This is a genomic window from Lactobacillus sp. ESL0260, assembly GCF_003692935.1.
Classification (GTDB): Bacteria; Bacillota; Bacilli; order Lactobacillales; family Lactobacillaceae; genus Lactobacillus; species Lactobacillus melliventris.
In genome coordinates this window covers 332,671-353,476 of record NZ_REHO01000013.1, presented here as the reverse complement: position 1 = coordinate 353,476, position 20,806 = coordinate 332,671, and the positions used below count along the sequence as shown (strand labels likewise).

Annotated in this window: 15 protein-coding genes; 11 read left to right on the top strand and 4 right to left on the bottom strand. The window is 37.6% G+C overall.

The features are described 5' to 3' along the window. Positions 1 to 2: 2 nt before the first annotated feature. The gene (locus F5ESL0260_RS08020; protein WP_122026515.1) at positions 3 to 416 is read right to left on the bottom strand and encodes a cupin domain-containing protein; all 414 of its coding nucleotides are present in this window, start codon (positions 414 to 416) and stop codon (positions 3 to 5) included. A 197-nt stretch (positions 417 to 613) separates the two neighbouring features. On the opposite strand from F5ESL0260_RS08020, the gene F5ESL0260_RS08015 reads away from it, so the two are divergent. The 6 genes from F5ESL0260_RS08015 (at position 614) to F5ESL0260_RS07990 (ending at position 9,830) form a co-directional block, all read left to right on the top strand. Beyond that, positions 614 to 2,416, top strand: a complete 1,803-nt coding sequence (locus tag F5ESL0260_RS08015; protein WP_122026514.1) for an FAD-binding protein — start codon at positions 614 to 616, stop codon at positions 2,414 to 2,416. Positions 2,417 to 2,568: 152 nt separating this feature from the next. Continuing rightward, positions 2,569 to 3,480, top strand: a complete 912-nt coding sequence (locus F5ESL0260_RS08010; protein ID WP_046325533.1) for a LysR family transcriptional regulator — start codon at positions 2,569 to 2,571, stop codon at positions 3,478 to 3,480. A gap of 203 nt (positions 3,481 to 3,683) precedes the next feature. Continuing rightward, positions 3,684 to 5,168, top strand: coding sequence for an FAD-dependent oxidoreductase (locus F5ESL0260_RS08005; RefSeq protein ID WP_122026513.1), 1,485 nt, complete (start codon positions 3,684 to 3,686; stop codon positions 5,166 to 5,168). Between the two features lie 30 nt (positions 5,169 to 5,198). Then, on the top strand, positions 5,199 to 6,425 hold the full coding sequence (locus F5ESL0260_RS08000) for a nitrate/nitrite transporter (protein ID WP_122026512.1): 1,227 nt from the start codon (positions 5,199 to 5,201) through the stop codon (positions 6,423 to 6,425). Between the two features lie 28 nt (positions 6,426 to 6,453). Further along, entirely contained in the window at positions 6,454 to 8,316 is a 1,863-nt protein-coding gene (locus F5ESL0260_RS07995; RefSeq protein ID WP_122026511.1) for an FAD-dependent oxidoreductase, read from the top strand. Positions 8,317 to 8,384: 68 nt separating this feature from the next. After that, positions 8,385 to 9,830, top strand: a complete 1,446-nt coding sequence (locus F5ESL0260_RS07990; RefSeq protein ID WP_122026510.1) for an FAD-dependent oxidoreductase — start codon at positions 8,385 to 8,387, stop codon at positions 9,828 to 9,830. A gap of 113 nt (positions 9,831 to 9,943) precedes the next feature. Here F5ESL0260_RS07990 and F5ESL0260_RS07985 read toward each other — a convergent pair whose 3' ends face one another. Next, positions 9,944 to 10,780: an AraC family transcriptional regulator gene (locus F5ESL0260_RS07985; protein ID WP_122026509.1), complete on the bottom strand. Its 837-nt coding sequence runs from the start codon at positions 10,778 to 10,780 to the stop codon at positions 9,944 to 9,946. 138 nt (positions 10,781 to 10,918) lie between these two features. On the opposite strand from F5ESL0260_RS07985, the gene F5ESL0260_RS07980 reads away from it, so the two are divergent. The 3 genes from F5ESL0260_RS07980 to F5ESL0260_RS07970 are packed head-to-tail and all read left to right on the top strand — an operon-like array spanning position 10,919 to position 15,968. Beyond that, entirely contained in the window at positions 10,919 to 12,175 is a 1,257-nt protein-coding gene (locus F5ESL0260_RS07980) for a PTS sugar transporter subunit IIC (RefSeq protein WP_122026508.1), read from the top strand. Between the two features lie 55 nt (positions 12,176 to 12,230). Beyond that, positions 12,231 to 14,450, top strand: a complete 2,220-nt coding sequence (gene bglX / locus F5ESL0260_RS07975) for a beta-glucosidase BglX (protein ID WP_122026507.1) — start codon at positions 12,231 to 12,233, stop codon at positions 14,448 to 14,450. A gap of 27 nt (positions 14,451 to 14,477) precedes the next feature. Further along, a complete protein-coding gene (locus F5ESL0260_RS07970) occupies positions 14,478 to 15,968 on the top strand; it encodes a glycoside hydrolase family 43 protein (protein ID WP_122026506.1) in 1,491 nt (496 codons plus the stop codon). Positions 15,969 to 16,010: 42 nt separating this feature from the next. Here F5ESL0260_RS07970 and add read toward each other — a convergent pair whose 3' ends face one another. Both add and F5ESL0260_RS07960 read right to left on the bottom strand, forming a co-directional pair. Then, a complete protein-coding gene (add, locus tag F5ESL0260_RS07965; RefSeq protein WP_122026505.1) occupies positions 16,011 to 17,030 on the bottom strand; it encodes an adenosine deaminase in 1,020 nt (339 codons plus the stop codon). 179 nt (positions 17,031 to 17,209) lie between these two features. Further along, entirely contained in the window at positions 17,210 to 18,565 is a 1,356-nt protein-coding gene (locus tag F5ESL0260_RS07960) for a threonine/serine exporter ThrE family protein (protein ID WP_122026504.1), read from the bottom strand. 168 nt (positions 18,566 to 18,733) lie between these two features. Between F5ESL0260_RS07960 and F5ESL0260_RS07955 the strand changes: the two genes are divergently transcribed. Continuing rightward, a complete protein-coding gene (locus F5ESL0260_RS07955) occupies positions 18,734 to 19,183 on the top strand; it encodes a MarR family winged helix-turn-helix transcriptional regulator (RefSeq protein WP_122026503.1) in 450 nt (149 codons plus the stop codon). Positions 19,184 to 19,230: 47 nt separating this feature from the next. Beyond that, positions 19,231 to 20,607, top strand: a complete 1,377-nt coding sequence (locus tag F5ESL0260_RS07950) for an MDR family MFS transporter (RefSeq protein ID WP_122026502.1) — start codon at positions 19,231 to 19,233, stop codon at positions 20,605 to 20,607. Positions 20,608 to 20,806: the final 199 nt, after the last annotated feature.

Genomic DNA, 20,806 nt, shown 5'->3' with positions numbered 1-20,806 from the left:
TTTTAATCCTCCAGTTTCTCATATTCTTCATCTGTAACTGGTTCCAGCCATTTAGGTGTTCCCGCAGTAATAGCTATATGTGCAAACCAACTGTTCTTGGTAGCGCCGTGCCAATGTTTGACGCTGTCATGAACTACGACGACATCTCCTGGGTGCAGTTTGCGTGCCGGCTTACCTTCTTCTTTATACCAGCCTTCACCAGCAGTAGCTAATAAAATTTGAAAGCCGCCAATGTGCTGGTGCCAGTTGTTGCGACAACCGGGTTCAAAACTGACATTTGAAACGCTGACATTAATATTAGGATCACTGACTAAACTCTGCAGATAGCTTTGACCTTTAAAATATTTTTGATAAGCAGTATTTTTTTCACCTAAAGCAAAAATACCATCTTGCACATCACTTTTATAATCGTCCATTTTTTAACTCCTTTATATTTGATTTAATAAGATTACTTTAATCCTTAACGTGAACTTTAAGTCAAGTTGTTTTAACAGATGAGTTCAATGAGTTTTATTAATAATGATTATTGTTTTTTGAATAGTATATATTGGAAAAATATAATGTGATAAAATTAATTTGATAAATGAAAGCGATTTATACAAAGGAGATTTATATGATTTATCATAAAGATTTTGCATGGGATGCAAATTATGATGTTGTTGTTTTAGGATTTGGCGGTGCTGGTGCAACTGCTGCTCGGTTTGCGGCTGATCATGATGCCAAAGTGCTACTGGTTGATGCAGCTCCTGAAGGGCACGAAGGTGGTAATACCCGTTATTCTGCCCAATTAATTGGTACTGGCAATGACTTTAATGAGCTGAAAAAGTATTATCAGAAACTAACGGCGCCAATGGAACTTGACGAAGAGATGATTGATACTTATGTTGATGGGATGGTGCACATTCCTGAATACGTTTCTAAATATTTGGGTGTTAAACCAAATAGTGCTAAGGAATATGCCCCTGATAAAAGTTATGCTTTCAGGGAATTTCCGGAATTTCCAGGCTCGAAGTCCTATGATTTCACCACTGTCACTAAGCATTGGTTTGATGCTTCCTTATGGCAAATTTTAAAGAAGCAGGTAGTGAAGCGGCAAGACAAAATAGATGTTTTGTACAGCACACCTGCAGAAGAACTAATTCAAGATCCGGAAACGAAAAAGATTTACGGTGTAGTGATTAAGCGTGATGGTAAATTGCTCAAAATTCAGGCCAAAAACGGTGTTGTCATGACCACCGGTGGTTTTGAAAATAACCAAAGAATGATCGAAGACTTTATTGGCGCCAAAAGGCTGGCACCTTTAGGCACCCTTTATAACAAAGGTGACGGTCTGAGAATGGCCCAGGAAGTTGGCGCTGACTTTTGGCATTTACATAATTATGAATCTTTAGGTCTGCTGCATGGTATGGCTTTTGCGGTACCAGCAGGACAACGCGGTCGCTTAATGTTAGGGCCTCAAAATGAAGCTGTTTCTACCGGTAGTGCCTTTGTTGTAGGTGATGACGGTACCAGATACTTTAATGAAGCAGAAGAAAACCGCCACGGCCATATCAAGAATCATGGTCAATGGAAAGTGCCGCTAAATCAAGAGCACCCATACTTGATTTTTGATGAAACTAAAAAGCATGAATTAGATAGCGATAAAATTATTGGCGATTACAAACCATACACAGAAAATGTTATCAAAGCTGACTCTGTTTCCGAATTAGCCGATAAAATTGGTGTTGAACCGGCAGTATTGTCTGACACCCTCAATCGTTTCAATCAAGCATGTCAAAAGCAAGATGATCCCGAATTTAGAAGAGACCCAGCAACTTTACGTGCATTTACTGGTAACACAATTTATGCTGTCAGACTAGAACAAACTATGCTCAATACGCAAGGCGGACCTAGAAGAAATAAGAATGCCGAAATTTTGGATACCAGAGGCAAAGCGATTCCTAATCTTTATTCTGCAGGTGAACTTGGCGGTATCTGTGCTAACCAATACCAAGGCGGCAATAATTTGGCAGAATGCTTAATTTGGGGCAAGATTGCCGGAGAAAATGCGGCTAAACCGAAAGTTGCTGCAACTACTGATGCGGCAAGTGGTGCTACTATGCCTGAAAAGCACTTAACTTCGGATCTTAAACACGAAACCTATGAAACAGGAGCAAACCAATATATTGGTAAATCAACTAAAGGTATGGGTGATGAAATAGTTGTCCGCGTAACTGTTGATGAACAAAAGAACTTAAAGAATATTGAAGTTTTGAAGCAAGCTGAATCAGATGACTATGGCTTGAAAGCTATCAAGACTTTACCTGCCAAAATGGTTCAGGAAAATACCGTTGATGTTGATGCAGTCAGCGGTGCCTCAAGCTCATCACGCGGTCTCAAAGATGCGGTTAATGATGCGCTAAGTAAGATAAAGTAACAGTTTTTAAAAAGGCCATTTGCGCTAAATGGCCTTTTTGTATACACTAAAACAAATTGGATAAAGTAAAGCCCGTATTTTTATATTAAAAGTTTTTAGTATAATATAATATATACAGAAATTAAATTGAGATTTTTAATGAGGTAATAAAAATGAATTTTACTCAATTACGTTGTTTTATCAAGGCTATAGATAATTCAAGTTTTACTATCGCAGCTGAGCAGCTAAATTTTTCCCAATCAGCAGTTTCTAAAAACATTAAAGATCTTGAAAATACCATCGGGGTAACTTTAATTAATCGCGCGCATCATCGGATTTCATTAACAAACGCCGGCAAATATTTTTATCGTGTGGCCAGAAACGTAGTAGACGATATGGACTACACCGTTGCCTATTTACAGAGTAAGAAGAATGATCCAGAAACCCTTGTGCGGATAGGAGTTTGTGATACACCATTTGAGCAAAAAATCTTACCAATCTTTTTGCGTAAATTACGGGAATCTGGTAGCAACTTAAATATTCAATTTGTTTTTGTTCTTAATAATTCAATCGGTGAACTTCTCAATCATCATGTAGACTTATGCGCAATTGCTCGAGAAGATGTTGATATCATTGAAGATATCAATTTTGAACCAATGGTTCAGGGTAAAGTAGTTATTGCATGTCCTCAAGGTTCAAAATTGGCTGAAAAGTCTAAGATTAATATTTCTGATTTGGTCGGTCAGGATTTATTTTTACTTGATCCAAATAGCTCATTAAATGTGCAATTAAATTTTCAAACTGCCCTAATCAATAAATTGGGGATGGATCATATTAAATTTGTACAAGACTTTTTAGCAATGGATATTTATGTTCGGGGAGGCTGGGGCTATGGCATCTTACCTAATTTCATTGCAGATTATCAAACAGAGGGAATCAAATATATTCCCATTGATTATCATGATATTTCGCCTTATGGTATTGCATATATGGAAAGCTTTACCAATGATTCTGTACTTGAAAAAGTGGTAAGTACATTGAAGTCAGCAATAAACGAATATTTATTTGAAAATAAAAATAAGTAATTCACAACTGAAAGTGATTTTTGCAGAGCTTGCAGTCAACATATAAACGTTGATACTGCAAGCTTTTTTGCGTTGAATTTCAAAGGCTTAATGTCTGCATTCCATTTTGTAATCTTCAATTCTGAAATGCGTGAAAAGAATCACTTGATTCATAGTATCATGTAAGCGATTGAGATATTAGTTTTAAAAAGTGAGGGACAAAAATGGAAAATACTTATGATGTAATTATCGCCGGTGCCAGTAATGCCGGCGGTATGGCAGCATGTGCTGCGGCAGAAAAAGGAGCTAAAGTTCTGTTAATTGATAAACAGGGTAGTTCACAATTTCTCTACCGTTCTTTCTTCGCCGCTCTGAATAGTAATGCTCAAAAGCGGGCAGGTATTAAGGTTGATAAAGCTAAATTAATGAACTTTTTAACTTTATTTTTCCAAGATAATGTTGATGAAAGATTACTTTGGACCTGGGCTAACCACGCTGATGAAACAGCTAACTGGCTTGAAGATAACATTCTAAAACCAAATGGTGGTGTCTTGAGACCACAAAAAGATGCATACTATGAAACGGTTGTTAACACAGCCTTTAACACTGAACTTGCAATTGCTACGCCTGATAATGGCTGGGCTCACTATGGTGACTGGGTAATTAATAAAGTTAAGGAGTTAGGAGTAACTCTTAAATACAATACTAAACTTGAAGAGCTCGTTACTGATGATAGTGGTGCGGTTACCGGTGTCATTACCAGCGATCGTAATAGCGGTGAAAAAACGGAATATCAAGCTACCAAGGGTGTCATCATTTGTACAGGTGGCTATGGCGGCAACGTTGAATTAATGAAGAAGTGGGATCCACTTGGCTACAAGAAGAACGTTTATTCTGACGGTCCGCGTGATGACGGTTCAGGAATTCTTGCTGGCCTGAAAGTGGGAGCTGCCCGCGATGAGGAACCTGCAGAAATTATTTTTGACCGTGGCGCTGTTCCTGTTGGTACCAACGCTGAAGAACATTATCAAATTGACTTTAAGGGTCCTGGCTATTTCTGGATGGGTGCATACCCAATGCTAAAAGTTAATCTGAACGGCGAACGTTTTGGCAACGAGAGTGTTCCTTACCAATTTGATATTAATGCAATGGCTAAACAACCAGGATACTTAGAAGCACAAATTTGGTCAGAAGATACTATGGATCACTTAGCACAATTTAAGACTCAAGGTTGCTCACGTTTAGGCTGGCCTGGTATTTATAATACTGAAGAAAATAAGGCTGAGATTCAACGCAGAATTGATGATGGTATGGTTCAAAAAGCAGATACCATTGAAGAATTGGCTGAGAAATTGAACTTACCAAAAGATAACCTGGTTAACAGTGTTAAACGTTATAACGAGATGTGTGCTAAGGGCGTCGATACTGATTTTGGTAAAGAAAAATTCAGATTATTCCCAGTTGATAAAGCTCCATACTATGGCGTTATTATGGGTGGTCGCCTTCTAGCAACACTAGATGGCTTGCGTATTAATACCAAGATGGAAGTAATTGATAAGATGGGTAAGCCAATTCCTCATTTGTATGCGGCCGGTAATGCCAGTGGTGGTTTCTTCTGGGGTAGTTACCCAGACCGTGTTCCAGGTCTTACTTGCAGCCATGCACAAACATTTGGCCGTTTAGCTGGACAATATGCCGCTGAAAATTAATTTTAATCACAAAAGGAGTTTTAATTTATTATGGATGAAAAACAGTTACCTAAGCTTTCCAGCTATAGATGGGTAATCCTAGCGATTGTAGCTTTGCTTGATGCAACGAGCAATTACATTCAGTTTCAAATTTCAACATTAGCTGTTCAAATTATTCCGGCTTTGCACCTGTCAACAGCACAGTTTCAAAGTTTGGCAATGGCACCAATGTTGGTCGCAGTTTTCTTAAGTATTCCTGCTGGTTCACTTGCAGATAAATTTGGTGCTAAGAAAATTGTTTCAGTAGGACTAATTATTTCTTTACTTGGTGCATATGGCCGTATAATTGCCACTAATTTTGTCACCATGATGATCATGTTGTTATTGTTTGGCGTGTACATGGCACTTTTAAATGCAAATACTATCAAGATTTTTGGTATATGGTTTAAGCAAGATACTAATTTAGCTATGGGAGTTTTCTTCGCATCAGCTAGTGTAGGTATTATCTTAACTCGTATCACCAGTCCTTTATTTCCAAGTGTAAAGGCAGCCTTTACATTTTCAGCAAGCTTATTATTAGTTCTGACAGTTTGCTGGCTGCTATTTATAAAAGATGCCCCTAAGGGTGAAGAAATTCCCCAACCTCAAGTAAAACAAGGAAAAGCTGAGTCATCCCTTGATTTCTTTAAAGAAGCTGCACACAGTAAAAAGACTTGGATTGTCGCTATCAGTGTTGGTGTCGGAATGGGAGCAAGTGAGGCTTTCTCTAATATTATGCCTCCAGCTTTTGCTGCAAGAGGAATGTCTACCATTCAAGGAAATAATATCGCTGCTATAGCTACCATCGGTAGCCTTTGTGGTTCATTATTTGGTCCTGCACTAATTGGCAAAGCTAAAAAGGCTAAACCAATTATGATTACCGTAACCCTGATCGCTGGTTTGTTAATTGCTCTTACTTGGTTCATTCCATTAGGATTGCCACTAACCATTTCTTTAGTACTTGGTGGATTGTTCGGTGCTATGACCGGCCCATTGATGCAGGCAATGCCAATCTCATTCCCAGAAATTGGTCCTAAATATGCAGGTTCAGCAGGTGGTTTGATCGGTACTGTTTCGTTACTGTTTTCATATTGTATCCCAGTTATTATCTCAATGATTGCTGGACGTAACTTTATGTTGACTTTTATCATTCAGGGTATTGTCTTAATGATGACAGCAATTTTCATTGGCATTTTACCTGACGCTAATGCTGCTAAAAATGCTCCGCGTGGTAAGTAATTGATTTGATTTTGAAAGGAATTTTGTAATGGCAAAAAAAATAACTGCAAATCCGGGTAAATACACTGGCTCGGGTCAAGGTAAAGAAAGTCAAATTAACCTTGAAGTTGAGGTAGACACAGATAAAATCGTTAATGTTAAACCATTAGATAAATATGCGCCAGACAGTTTGGCTGACAATGCATTTAAGAAAATGGCCCAAAAGATTGTTGACCAGCAATCAGTTGATGTTGACGTCGTTTCTGGAGCTTCCGAAACTTCTCGCGGTATTATTGCGGGTGTTAAAGAAGCCCTTGATAAAGCCGGAGTAGACTACGATGCTCTTAAAGAAAATGGTGGTCAAAATGCCGGTAAGAAAGAAGAAACTATTAACGTTGACGTCGCTGTAGTTGGTGCCGGTGGTGCTGGCGTAGCAGCCGCATTAGCTGCTCGTCAACATGGCGCAAGCGTTGCTTTGTTTGAAAAAACTATTTCTCCACTTGGAGCAACTACTTTTGCTGGTGGTATGTTTGCCAGCGATAGTCAACAACAAAAAGACCAAGATGCAGTGGTTTCTAAGAAGTGGCTTTATGACGAATACATGGATGCTTCTCAAGGCTACATGAACTCAATTCTTGTGCGCCGCATTATCGATGAATCAGGTAAGACTGTCGATTGGTTAAATGAAAACGGCGCGATTATGAAATTGGTTGACGCAGGTACTGGTGGCAGTTATGACCATATCGGTATGCCAGCTACTCTTCATGGCTATCAAGAAGGCGGTACTAAGGCAGTAACTAAATTGATTGAAAAATTTAAGTCAATTGGTGGCAAGATGTACTTTGGCTTTGCTGGCAAAAAATTACTGCAAGATGATGGCAAAGTTGTTGGTTTAATTGCTGAAAGTGACGAAGAAACACTTCACGTTAATGCTAAGAAAGTTGTTATTGCAACAGGTGGTTTTGGCGGTAATCCTGAAATGCGTAAAGAATACTTGGGTGATGTCAGCACACAAGGACAGGTTTTGCAAAACACCGGTGATGGTTTGAACATGGCGTGGGATGCAGGAACTGCTCACCATATTAACGGCTCAACTCATTACTTCTGGCAAACATTTAGCAATAAAGATATTGGTGATATGGCTAAACTTGTTGGCCCCAACTGGATGCCTGTTAATGCTTTGGCAGACTTTCCAAATTTGCGCGTTAATAATCGCGGCCAGCGTTATGCCAGCGAAACTCATGCGTTAGACTTTGCTGTGCATGGAGCCGAATTGTCAGAACAACCACAACAAACCGAATTCGTTATCTTTGATCAGGCAATGCTGGACAAGATTAAAGAAGGCGGTACAGTTGCAATTGAAGATCACTATGGCAAGTGGAAAAACCATCGCCAGTTCTATATGGAATTTAATTATCCAACAGACACTGAAGAAAGCATCAAGCACGAACACGAGAAGACTGACTTTACTGCATTATTAAATAAGCTGGCTTCAACTAATGTTGTATTTATTGGTAATACAATTGCAGAATTGGCTGAAAAGATGGGTGTTGACAAGGAAAACTTGGCAAAATCAGTTGAGCAATACAATGATGCTAAAAAGAAGGGTGAAGATGAATTGTTCTTCTCCGATACCAAGAGAATGATTCCAGTAGAAAACGGACCATTTTACGCTGTGAAATTTATTGCCCGGAACCTAGGAACTCTTGGTGGTGCCACAATTGATGAAAAGATGCATGCTTTGACTCCAAAAGGTGAACCTGTACCTAACCTTTACGTAGCTGGTGCCGATGCATCTGGAATGTACGGTAAGGCTTATGTTGACTTTGAAGGTGGTACTTTAGGCTTTGCTTATATCTCTGGTAGATTAGCCGGAATTGATGCAGCTGAAACTGCTAAAGCAGGTAAGTAGTTTTTTAAAAATCATGTATTAAATTTTAAAAATTGATTTGTACATGATTTTTTACTTGAGGAAAAAATATGACACAAGAAAAATACGATGTAGTAATTGTTGGTGCTGGTCTTGCTGGTTTTGCTGCCGCGGATGAAGCTGTTGACAATAATTTGAAAACTTTGCTGGTTGAAAAAGGTAAAACAACTGGTGGAACAGGCAATTATGTTGAAGGTGTTTTTGCTGCCGATTCAGAATTGCAAAAAAAGGATAACGCGGTTCTTAATAAGGAAGACTTACTTAAAGAAGAACTGACTTATTCGCATTACAAAGCCGATGGCAAAATGTGGCAAAAATATATTGACAATGCCGGTAAAAATGTTTCTTGGCTTCAGGACCATGGTGCTGAAATTGGTATGGTAGCAAACCTGGGTTCTGGCGCAAGGACCTGGCACTTGTTTAAAGGCAAGGGTCATGATGCTATTCATAATGGCTTAGAACCGTATGCTAAGAATAAGGGCATTACAATTCTTACTTTAACTAGAGTAACTGATCTAAAACAAAATGCAGACAGCACTTATGATGTTACTCTGACTAATGTGGTAGAAAAAACTACTAAAGTTGTTAATGCTAAGAATGTGGTTTTAGCTACAGGTGGTTATCTGAACGACCAAAAATTATTAGAAAGTACACCTCACCAAAATCCTGATAACATTATTCCCGTTAATTCTGGTAAAAATACTGGAGACGGTTTGAGATTGGCTTGGAAGTTGGGCGCTAAAAAGTACTTCACTGGCATGGCAATGATGTTTGGTGGTCAGCTAAAAGATAAGACTATTCCATCATTTAAGCTTTGGGGGACAGCTATCTGGAGTTCAGTTTGTGACCAACCGCAAATGTGGGTTAATGAATTAGGTGAGCGTTTTGTTGATGAAAGTGCAGCAGTTGTGAACTGGGCTAACGAAGGTAATTCAATGAACCGCCAGGATCGGGTCTTCTGCATCTTTAGTCAAAAGATTTTGGATGACTTTACTGATAAATCATATCCAAGATCAATGAAGCCATTTGTACCAGAAGACAGATACCCAACTTTGCGTGATGACATTGCCAAGGCTGAAAAAGAAGGTCGTCAATATCTGCACAAGGCTGCAACATTGGAAGAACTAGCTCAAGAAATTGATACTCCTAACTTAGTTGCCTATGTTAAGCACTACAATGAAATGGCCGCTAACGGTGAGGATACTGATTTTCATAAACCAGCCAAATATCTATTACCAGTTGATGGCAAAGGACCGTTTTATGCTATTGAATTAGGTGTTGGTGCATATACTACTGGTGACGGCCTTCGTGTTAACATCAATAATGAAGTACTTGATACTAAGGGCAGACCTATTAAAGGCTTATATGCTATCGGTGGTGACGGTTCTGCTGTTCTGTATGGTGATACTTATGGTGTTAACGTTCCTGGTACACATGCAGGCTACTGTATCTTTTCAGGTCGTAATGCAATTAAAGCAATTGCAGCTAAGGAATAAAAAAGCAAAAAATAATTCCTAAAATAATAAAATAATAAAATAATATCCCAAGTTAAAAGACTAACTCCCGTTTTGATGAGAGTTAGTCTTTTTCGTTTAACTGAAGTATAATGCTACTTATTTTGCTTTTTAAATTGATTAGGCGACATTTGGTAGACGGAATAAAAAGCATTATATAAATTACGATATGTCATAAAGCCCGTTAATTCAGAGATTTCTACCCAGGACTTAGAAGAAGAATTCATTAAATCAATTGCCTTATTGATTCTGACTAATTTTAAAAGGTCAGAAAAAGAAGAGCCTAAATTTTTCTTTATTAGTCTTGAAGTATAACCATTTGAATAGCAAAAATGCTGGGCAACATCGCTAATTCGCAATTCATGCTGATAGTTCTTTAATACAAATTTGGTGAGTTCTTCTATAAAGCTGATGTTACTTTCCTCTTCAATAGTTTTACTTTCTTGAGCGTAGTATTCAGTTAATATGCGAATGACATTTATCACCTCTGTCATAATTTTGAGGTTAGTCACCAAGTTGCTTTTTTGATTTTGTAAATTATTGATGCTAGCTAGCGCAGAAACTAGTTCCTGGTCATTTCTTGATTTTTTAGTACATGAATTGGCGTTAAACACATATTCATGTAAAAACTTGCTATTAGTCATTTCAGTTAAAAATGGTAATGGTAATTGAATGCACAATACCCAGTTCTTTTGCGGGCTTTGCGTAGAATGAATCTGATAGGGATTAATTACCATAAAATCATTTTTGCCTAACAAGTAACTTCGATCTTTTAGTTTTACTTCCAGTTTACCTTGAGCACAGTATAGTAATTCGGTACTTTGATGCCAATGTAAGGGAATCACCCTGTTTAAATTATGAGCATGAAAATTAAAAATTTTGAATGGTAGTTTTTCGGAATTGCTGATTTTTTCATGTTGGATATAAGACATTGTCCTCTCCCTTCCTTACAAAATATTACTTCAAGGTCATTATTTTACAGCTTTTTCCTTTAAAAAATGTATTTTATCATAACTGAAATCGCTTTACTATAGTTATTGAAATAACGGGAGCAAAAAGGAGGAGTTTTTATGAAAGAGAAGATGACAAAGTTTTTTCAGAAAATGCAACCGTGGTTTGACCGGGTAGGAAATAATAAGTATCTGCAAGCAGTTATGGGAGCAATGATGGCTACTTTAGGGCCGATGATTATCGGATCCTTTGCTACTTTGATTGCGGTTTACGCTAGCAAGTGGAAAATGTTACAGCTGGCAAAAATTATGGGTTTTGTTAACTCAGTCACTATTGGTGCTATTGCTTTATATGTTGCCTTTTTAATGGCTAAACATATTGCAGAGATGTTTCTTAAAGATGATGACGGCACCAGCGCAGGTATTATTTCTTTAATGTCATTTTTGATCATTACGCCACTTGGAAGTATCAAAAATGTCACAGCAATTCCAGTTACCTGGATTGGCGCAGATGGTCTTTTTTCAGCAATTATAGTTGGTATTGTTGTAGGTAGATCATATGTTTACATGAAGCAGCACAAATGGACTATTAAAATGCCAGCTGGGGTTCCGCCGATGGTATCTGATACTTTTGCCGCTTTAATACCTACTTTACTATTAGGTGTATTCTTTGCAATTGTTGCCTTAGGCTTTAGTGTTACTCCATTTGGCAGTTTTCACCAACTAATTTTTACTATTATTCAAGCACCTTTACAACATATTGGTGGTTCATTCTGGGCCATGGTTCTAATCTGTTTGATTGAACAATTAGTCTGGTTCTTTGGTATTCACGGTACAAATGTAATTACACCTATTGTTGTTCCTATCTGGATGGCACTTGATATGCAAAACTTAACAGCATATAAAGCAGGTCGTCCTGTTCCTAACATTTATGGCTATGCTTTCTTCAATTTCTACACTTGGGGTGGTACGGCTTTAGGTCTGGTTTTATTGATGCTTTTTATTGCTAAGAGTCAGAGGTACAAGACTTTGGGTAAAATTTCAATTGTTCCTGCTTTGTTTGGAATTACTGAACCTGTAATTTTTGGTACTCCATTAGTTCTTAATTTTGATTTCTTTGTACCATTTGTTACTAATAATGCTATTGTTGTCATGATAGCTGGCTTATTAACCAAAGTAGGCATAGTTGCCAGATGTACGGGTGCTCAGGCAGTATTTGGATTACCACTGGGCGTTCACGCATTATTAGGGGGACACATTTCAATTGTTATTTTAGTTCTGCTGATCCAGTTAGTAATTTCACCTATTCTGTGGTATCCATGGTTTAGAAGAGCTGACAAGAAAGCTTTAGCACAGGAACAAAATGCAGCTAAATAGACTATATAATAGAAGAGGTTGCAATAAACCTCTTTTTCATTAGAAGGTATATATTATGGAAGAAAAACAATTAAAACTGTTGCTGAAGGATATGAGCCTTGACGAAAAAATTGGTCAGTTGATCCAATTATCAGGTGAATTTTTCCAAGCAAACGATATTTCTTATGGTCCAAGAGATAAATTAGGTATTTCACAGGAAATGGTCGACTTAACCGGCTCGGTTCTCAATGTTGCGGGAGCTGAGGCTACTCGGAAAGTACAAGAGCAACAGATGGCAAGGCAACCACATCATATTCCTGTGATGTTTATGTCTGATGTGATTTATGGTTATAAAACAATTTATCCTATTCCCTTAGGCTTAGGCGCAACGTGGAATCCGGAAATTATAAAGAAGGCGTTTGCTACAGCAGCGGATGAAGCTTCAGCTGCTGGTATTCAAGTTGCTTATGCTCCTATGCTTGATACCGTGCATGATGCTAGATGGGGCAGGGTTTTAGAATCACCCGGTGAGGATCCATACCTTAATTCTAGATATGCTGAGGCCATGGTTGAAGGCTTTCAGGAAAAAATAAAGGACAATAAAGGAGTAGCTGCTTGCTTTAAGCACTTTGCCGGTTATGGCGGAGTTGAGTCTGGCAGGGAATACAATACCGTTGATATGTCAATTAGCAATCTTTGTCAGAATTATTTGCCTGCTTATAAAGCAGCGGTAAAAGCTGGTGCCAAATTAGCAATGACTTCCTTGACGGCTTTAAACGGTGTTCCGTCAACTGCAGATAAGAAATTGTTAGATAACTTGCTTAGAAAAGTTTGGGGCTTTAAGGGCATCATTATCTCCGATTATGCTTCAATTTATGAACTGGTTAAACATGGATTTGCTGCAGATGCTGTTGATGCATCCTATAAGGCTTTGGATGCTACTGTCGATATAGATATGAAATCGCCTTGTTATGCTAACGGTTTAAAGCAGTTGGTAACTAATGGTCAATTAGACGAAAAGAAAATTGATGCAGCAGTTTGGCGAGTTCTATCATTGAAAAATGACTTTGGTTTGTTTGAAGATCCTTATCGGGGTACATCGCTAGCTAGAGAAAAGGCTAGTGTTTTATCGGTAGATAAACGGAATCTAGCCAGAAAAATTGCTACAGAAGCCGTGGTATTACTCCAAAATAAAAATAATGTTTTACCACTTAACAAAAATGAGAAATTTGCGTTAATAGGACCATACAGCACTGAACATTCTTTGCTGGGAATGTGGGCTGTACATGGTGAGCCTAAAGACAGTGTTTCAATCTATGAGGGACTGAAACGTTATGTGCCCGATATTAAAACCGCTAAGGGAACAGATATTAATCGTAATCGCCAGATGCTAAAAGAAATGGGCTTTCCGTCTGATGAAGCAATTTCTCAAGTCATTTCAACTGAAGCGGAAGAAAAGAATAATAACAAATTGGCACTTCAAGCAGCCCAAGAATCAGATGTTGTGATCTTGGCAATGGGAGAGAGTACTCTTGAAGCTGGAGAAGCGGGTTCAAAAACGAATCTTTCTTTACCGGCTAATCAGTTAGATTTGATTGATAAAATTTCTGCTTTAGGTAAAAAAGTAGTCCTACTAATTATTAGTGGCCGCCCACTAATGTTAACAAACGTTAAAGACAAAGTTGACAGTATTCTTGAATGCTGGTTCCCCGGTACCGAAGGTGGAGCAGCAATTGCTGATATTTTATTCGGCAAAGCCAATCCTTCTGGAAGACTGACAATGTCGTTTCCGTACAGTTCTGGTCAAGAACCGCTTTATTACAATCACTTGTCCACCGGCCGTCCTGTTCATGATTCACAACATGTTGGCCGCTTTTTATCAAAATATTTGGATGCTCCTGCTGAACCTCTGTATCCATTTGGTTATGGCCTATCTTATGGTCATATCAGCTATGAAAAGATGACATTAGATAACAAAGAACTGCGTCATGATGAACAAATTGAAGCTAAAGTAGTGCTTAAAAATGACAGTGACTGGGATTGTGAGGAAACAGTTCAGCTTTATATGCACGACAAAGTAGCCACGATTGTGCAGCCGGTAAAAAGGTTAATTGATTTTAAGAGGGTAGATATCAAAGCGCACACAGAAAAAACTGTCAGCTTTAATATTAGTTCTAAGCAATTGACTTTCTTTGATAATACAGGTGAAAAAATTTTAGAAAACGGAGAATTTACTCTATATATCGGCAGTAATTCACAGGACTGTCTGGCACAGGATTTTACCTTAGTTGATTAGTAAAAAGTTAATTAAGAAAGAATAACTATGAAATACCAAAATCCAGTTTTAAGAGGTTTCCATCCTGACCCCAGTATTTGTAAAGTTAATGATACCTACTATTTGGTCACCTCAACATTTGAGTTTCTTCCCGGTTTACCTGTTTATCAAAGCAAGGATTTGCTAAATTGGCGATTGGTAAGTCATGTGATAGATAAAAGTACTGCCAGACATTATCCGTATAATAATCTTAAAAACTCTCTTGGTGTTTTTGCTCCTACTATTCGTTTTCATGATGGTGTTTTTTATATCGTTTGTACTTTTGTACCGAGAGGCACTTTTATTGTCAAAACCAGGAATCCCAGTCAAGGCTGGTCGCAGCCTATTTGGATAAAAGGGGGAACGGGCATTGATCCTTCCTTAACCTTCTTGAATGATAAGTGTTATCTACAAATGACAGAAGATGGTAAAATAATGCAATTTTTGCTAGATCCGGACTCTGGAAAAATATTAAGTGAGGAAAAAATAATTAGTTATGGCACTGGTGGCCGCGATCCTGAAGGTCCGCATATCTATTATCAATATGGCAAATTCTGGCTTCTTTTAGCAGAAGGAGGAACTCGTTCAGGTCATATGGTAACAATGCAAGTTGCTGATAACATTGATGGGCCTTACCACAGCGTCCTAAATAATCCCATTTTGACAAACCGCGATTACAAAAATGAGCTTCAGTGCGTTGGTCACGCGGATATAGTTCAAATAGATGAAGAAAGATTCTGTCTGGTTGCTCTTGCTACCAGACAGCCGCCTCATATTCACCGCACCTTACTAGGACGTGAGACGATTTTATTGCCTGTGAATTGGGATGCCAACAAAATTGAGGTTAATAAAAAAGAAAAAGTTGGCAAGGCGACAGTTAATGTGGACGCTCCATTTAAAACTAATTTGCAAGTGCACAGTGAAGAAAACTTTAGTGCAGATAATTTGCTTTCTGTGGCGGGATTACCTGATTACCAGCTTGTAAGAAACAAATTAACATTAAAGGCCAGTATGCTACCGCTTAAATTACCTCAGGTGAGCCGACTTGCACCTTCTTTTATGGGGTTTGCGCAAACAGAATTTAACGGTGAATTCTCCTTTTGCTTAAAAGTTGAAGAGCTGAGAGCGAGTTTAGCCGGATTAACTGTGTATAAAGATGACACACATTATTTTGCAGTTTTGTATAATAATGAGCAAAATACAATTCAAATAGGCAAACGAGATAGCGACCTGAAAATTGAGCAGAAGCTAAAGGTAAAACTAAAAGGCAAAATAATCAGATTTATTTTAAAAATGAGGCAAGAAAATTATTGTGTGATTTTAAAGGATGATGAAACTGAAATTGCTAAAACCAGTATGCTAACCAGACATTTTACTAATGAAATTAGTGATTCTCCTTTTACAGGTGTAGTAATCGGTTTAAGAGCAATTGGTCAAACTGACGTTAAATTTAATTCAATTAATTTAAGGTATGAAAATCGTAGTAGCAAAAAAAGGTAGAAAAAACTCTACCTTTTTTTGTGTGATATTTACAGTCGAAACTTAATTAAATTGTGCTACAAATTGGTCTACTTCAGCTAAATATAATTGCTTTTGGCGCTGACTGATCCAAGAGGTCTCAAAAGAATTTTTAGCAAGTTGCACGATTTGATCTTGTGACAGATCAAATTTTTGTGCTAAAGCATAATAATTATCACTGATGTAGCCTTTGAAGTAAGCAGGGTCATCTGAATTAATGGAAACTTTTACTCCCGCATTCAAAAGATCGATTACTTCTTTACCCTTCATTTCCGGTGAAACAAAGCTGTTAGATAACGGACAAGAAGTTAAGCCAATCTGTCTTTTGGCAGCTAATTCAACCAGGTCTGGGTCTTCCACAATGTTCGTGCCATGGTCAAGCCGCTCAACTTCCATAATTTCTAAAGCCTGACGAATATGTTCAATTGAATCTTTTTGATCAATGTCACAGTGAGTAGTGATGTGCAGTCCAGCAGCAACTGCGTCTTCAAACTGGCGGGCAAATTTTAGTGGCGGATTGTTATGCTCATCAGAGTCAAGTCCAATGCCAATTATCTTATCACGGTACTTGAGACCTTCCTGTAGGGTCTTTCTAGCAGATTCTTTAGAAAAATCACGTAAAAAGCACATGATCAGATGAGCATCAACGTTTAATGCCCGTGCATCAATAGTAGCTTGATAAAGACCATTGAGTACAACTTCGAATGGGATGCCGCGGCTAGTGTGAGCTTGGGGGTCAAAAAATAGTTCTACATGTCGAACATTGTTGGCAGCAGCCTTAGTTAAATAAGCCCAGGCCAAGTCGTAAAAGTCTTCTTCAGTTTGTAGAACATTCATTGCTGGATAATAGACAGCTAGAAATGATGCTAAATCATGGTAATTATAAGTCTTTTGGACATCTTCGATTGTAGTTTGTCCTATATCCACATGATTACGTTTGGCTAACTTTAACTTCAATTCCGGTTCTAATGTTCCTTCGATATGCAAATGCAATTCGGCTTTAGGCAAGCCCCGGGTAAATTCTGGTGTGATGACTGAACTCATGTAATCCTCCTTAGACAATGTTCTTAATTTTTGCTTGTTATTTTAGTTTAGCACAATTTTTATAATAAAAATAGAGTAAAAAACGAACAAATTAAGTAATATTAGCTTATATGTTCCTAATAAAATACCTAACTAAGAATCTAGTTAGGTAAAATAATTAAAAATTCCAATTAAGTATTTTAGTCGCAATGGCGCCATTTTGCATCTGTTAAAATGCGGGCTGTTAATAAGCCGATTGGCAGGGCAGTAATAATCATCAAAGCATCCATAATCCAATAAGCACCGACATTAATGTTAGTAATGCCAAAATTAAAGACAGCGCGGTACATGTATAAGCCGGGAACCATTATGACAATTGCGGGAACAGTGATCGCAATACGGGGAAAGCCAACTTTATCGCGGACAAAACTGGCAATTAGTCCTGCTAATAATGCCCCAATGAATGCTGCTAGAGCGGCCGGAACATGGTTGAATTCAACTAGACTTAAACGCAGGGTATTTGCCAGAGCACCAATCACGGCAGCAACTGTTGCCATTGATAATTTAGCATTAAACATAATTGAAAAGCCAAAAACGCCACAAAAACTGGCAATTATTCTAAGCACTGTCAGTAAAGCAGGATTAAGATTTAGTTTTGGCATAGCACCCGGTGATAAGTTGAGCATGGTAGCCGTACCCCAGCCTACCATGGCAGCAATCATAACGACTAAGATAGCATAGGCCAGTCTTTCAAGGCCTGAACGCATATCAAGTTTCGACATATCAAGACCAGATGTGATAAAAGGAAAGCCGGGAATGACGTAGAGCATTGAGCCGATATAGCCATAAGCATGATTACTACTCCAACCGCAAACTATTTTTCCTAATTTAAAGCAAAGGAAATATACAGCACAGGAAATCGCCACACCGACAGTTATTTTGGCAACAAGTGTAATTTTCTTTTTACCCATTAGTTGACGTAAATAGTTACCAACAAAAGCACCTAAAAATGTACAAAACATTTCTGGCAAGCCACCACCAAGTAAAAAAATAAAACTAGCACAGGCCAGGCCGGCACTCAAAGCGGAAATGATTAAAGGATAATTTTGAGTGTGGCGCTCAATTTGATTCAATTTATGGTGAACTGCTCCAATTGTCCAGTGACCATTTTCAGCTTCAAATTTACGGACAAATTCTTCCATTTCATTTAACTTATTCATATTGACTTCTGTAGTTGGTAAGGAAAGAGTCTGTGAGTATGACTTGTTGTCAACGTCAAAGCAGGTATAGCTGATAGTTACTAAACCAATGTCGGCTGAACAAGTGATTTTGAGTGCTCTTGCAATGGTATTCATTGAATCGCGCACACGCCAGGCTCCAGTGCCACATTGCAGCAGCATTATACCTATTCTGCCGACTAAAGATCCTTTTTCTACCAGGGTAATATCCTTGACTAAAGTATCATCTGAACTTTTAAAAAACTGTTTCCAGTGAATTCTCATGTGATGCTTACTAGAAATCTTGGAATATGATGCTGGAGCTTGTTCGTCTGTCATAACTGCTTTTTGACCTTTCTTTTATTAATATAGTGTTTTAATTTTACCACACTCGTGGTTGGACCAATTTTATAGAATTGAGTTTAAAAAAGATGTTAATTACAAAAAAGTGTAGTATACTACAGTATGATAAAATATTAGTATGAGATTTACTTCTAAGGAAATTATATGACAGCTTTTTTGAACCGAATTGGTCCCAAAATTAAAATTGCGAATACTTTGATTGAAAAGGAATTAAACAAAGAGTTCGGTGAAATTTTCAGGGATTATTCTTTAACAGGTGCCCAAATTTCTCTGATGATTTATTTATATGAATCAAAAGCACGGCAAATTACCCAAAAAGAAGTGGCAGATGCATTTGTGCTAAGTCATCCTACAATTCGAGGAATAGTTAAACGATTAGAAGCAAATAAATTAATTGTTACTTCACGTCTTGAAAATGATCAAAGACAAATTGTGTTAGAACTTTCAAATGAAGGCTTTAATTTAATTGACAAAAATATTTTTAAGATCCGGACAATTATGACAAACATTAATAAGCGCATTACTAAGGACTTGTCAAAGCAAGAAATTTCAGAACTTGAACAAGTCTTAAATAAAATTTCTGCAAATTTCTAATTATTATTAGCAAAAATGTAGCATGCTACATTAAGGAAGGAACTAAAATGATCAAAAATATTTCTAATAAAAAAAGAGCTTTAATGATGGCCGTTTTACTATTTGGAGCATTTGTTTCGCTACTAGCGGAAACTTTTCTCAATAACGCGCTCCCCACAATAATGGCTACGTTTAAAGTTAATCAGGTAACGGCTCAATGGCTTACTACCTCTTATTTATTGGTCGTGGGATTGATGATTCCCATGTCAGCTTGGGTCTTTGAATCCTTTAAGTTGAAACAGAACTTTCTAACAATGATGCTAATCTTTTTTACGGGATCAGTCATTTGTATTTTTGCTCCTAATTTTGCCACATTACTAGTCGGCAGAATTATTGAAGCTGTGGCGGCCGGTAGTTTAATGCCATTTATTCAAAACGTCATTTTGATTATGTTTCCTCCTGCAAAAAGAGGCATGGCAATGGGAATCACTGGCTTGGTAATTGGATTTGGTCCAGCTGTTGGTCCCACGATTTCGGGATTAATCTTAAAGTATGCAGACTGGCAAATGCTTTTTATTATTTTAAGTATTGCCAGTGGGTTGGTAGCTATTTGTACTGTATTTTGTATTCAAAATATCACTCAACCGCGCAAAAGCAATACTGATTTAATATCGTTTATTGAATCTATTTTGGGCTTTGGCTTAATCTTGTATTCCCTGTCTGATATCGGGAACACTGGCAAAATTACAATTGCAATAGCAGTTCTTTTTACACTTGGTATACTAATTATTTTGTTATTTTGTCGACGTCAGTTACATATGAAGAAACCTTTACTTAATATTAGAGTTTTTCAAAATTTACAGTTTGACTTGGATACTTTACTAAGTACTATCAGCAATATTTCAATGGTAGGAATTGAATTAGTTTTACCATTATATTTACAAACTACTAGACAAGAGAGTGCATTAACTTCTGGTTTAGTAATGATGCCAGGGGCTCTATTAATGATCATTTGCAATCCGGTTTCAGGAACGTTATTTGATAAGTTTGGTATTAAAAAATTGGCACTTTTTGGTTTTACTATGCTTTTATTAGGCACATTACCAATGGTTGTTTTTAATAGCAATACTAGTCTTGTTTTAATTAGTTTATGTTACGCGCTACGTATGGTGGGAATATCATTTACCATGATGACCACTTTTACTGCGGGTATAAATGTTGTAGAACCTCACATGACGGCACATGCAAATGCGGGTTCATCTACAGTCAGACAAATAGGTGGCTCACTTGGCACAGCATTATCAATGCTGGTAATTAGTTTGTGTGCAGGTGGTACATCGACTGCGAATCTAGCAACTGGATACCGTTGGGGCTTTGTTTTAATGCTGGCTTTTGCAATTATTGGCTTTTGCAGTTCGCTATTTTTGCCTCAAAAAGAAAATTAAATAGTTTTTATTAGTTCAAGTGATAAGCCGTTTAAAATAATATTATTCTGCTTAGATAATTATGTGTATAGTTAAAGTGACATTGACCAATTAATTTAAGCTAGATCAATTTTTATGAAAACGGTATTATAAAACTGCTGGTTACTTATAGTTAGGAATTGACTGGCAAACATTGAACTGTTCTATAAAGCACGTAAAA

Bases quoted from the DNA above. Each gene is read 5' to 3' on its own strand.
- F5ESL0260_RS08020 (WP_122026515.1), bottom strand. From the start codon at position 416: ATGGACGATTATAAAAGTGATGTGCAAGATGGTATTTTTGCTTTAGGT.
- F5ESL0260_RS08015 (WP_122026514.1), top strand. From the start codon at position 614: ATGATTTATCATAAAGATTTTGCATGGGATGCAAATTATGATGTTGTT.
- F5ESL0260_RS08010 (WP_046325533.1), top strand. From the start codon at position 2,569: ATGAATTTTACTCAATTACGTTGTTTTATCAAGGCTATAGATAATTCA.
- F5ESL0260_RS08005 (WP_122026513.1), top strand. From the start codon at position 3,684: ATGGAAAATACTTATGATGTAATTATCGCCGGTGCCAGTAATGCCGGC.
- F5ESL0260_RS08000 (WP_122026512.1), top strand. From the start codon at position 5,199: ATGGATGAAAAACAGTTACCTAAGCTTTCCAGCTATAGATGGGTAATC.
- F5ESL0260_RS07995 (WP_122026511.1), top strand. From the start codon at position 6,454: ATGGCAAAAAAAATAACTGCAAATCCGGGTAAATACACTGGCTCGGGT.
- F5ESL0260_RS07990 (WP_122026510.1), top strand. From the start codon at position 8,385: ATGACACAAGAAAAATACGATGTAGTAATTGTTGGTGCTGGTCTTGCT.
- F5ESL0260_RS07985 (WP_122026509.1), bottom strand. From the start codon at position 10,780: ATGTCTTATATCCAACATGAAAAAATCAGCAATTCCGAAAAACTACCA.
- F5ESL0260_RS07980 (WP_122026508.1), top strand. From the start codon at position 10,919: ATGAAAGAGAAGATGACAAAGTTTTTTCAGAAAATGCAACCGTGGTTT.
- bglX (WP_122026507.1), top strand. From the start codon at position 12,231: ATGGAAGAAAAACAATTAAAACTGTTGCTGAAGGATATGAGCCTTGAC.
- F5ESL0260_RS07970 (WP_122026506.1), top strand. From the start codon at position 14,478: ATGAAATACCAAAATCCAGTTTTAAGAGGTTTCCATCCTGACCCCAGT.
- add (WP_122026505.1), bottom strand. From the start codon at position 17,030: ATGAGTTCAGTCATCACACCAGAATTTACCCGGGGCTTGCCTAAAGCC.
- F5ESL0260_RS07960 (WP_122026504.1), bottom strand. From the start codon at position 18,565: ATGACAGACGAACAAGCTCCAGCATCATATTCCAAGATTTCTAGTAAG.
- F5ESL0260_RS07955 (WP_122026503.1), top strand. From the start codon at position 18,734: ATGACAGCTTTTTTGAACCGAATTGGTCCCAAAATTAAAATTGCGAAT.
- F5ESL0260_RS07950 (WP_122026502.1), top strand. From the start codon at position 19,231: ATGATCAAAAATATTTCTAATAAAAAAAGAGCTTTAATGATGGCCGTT.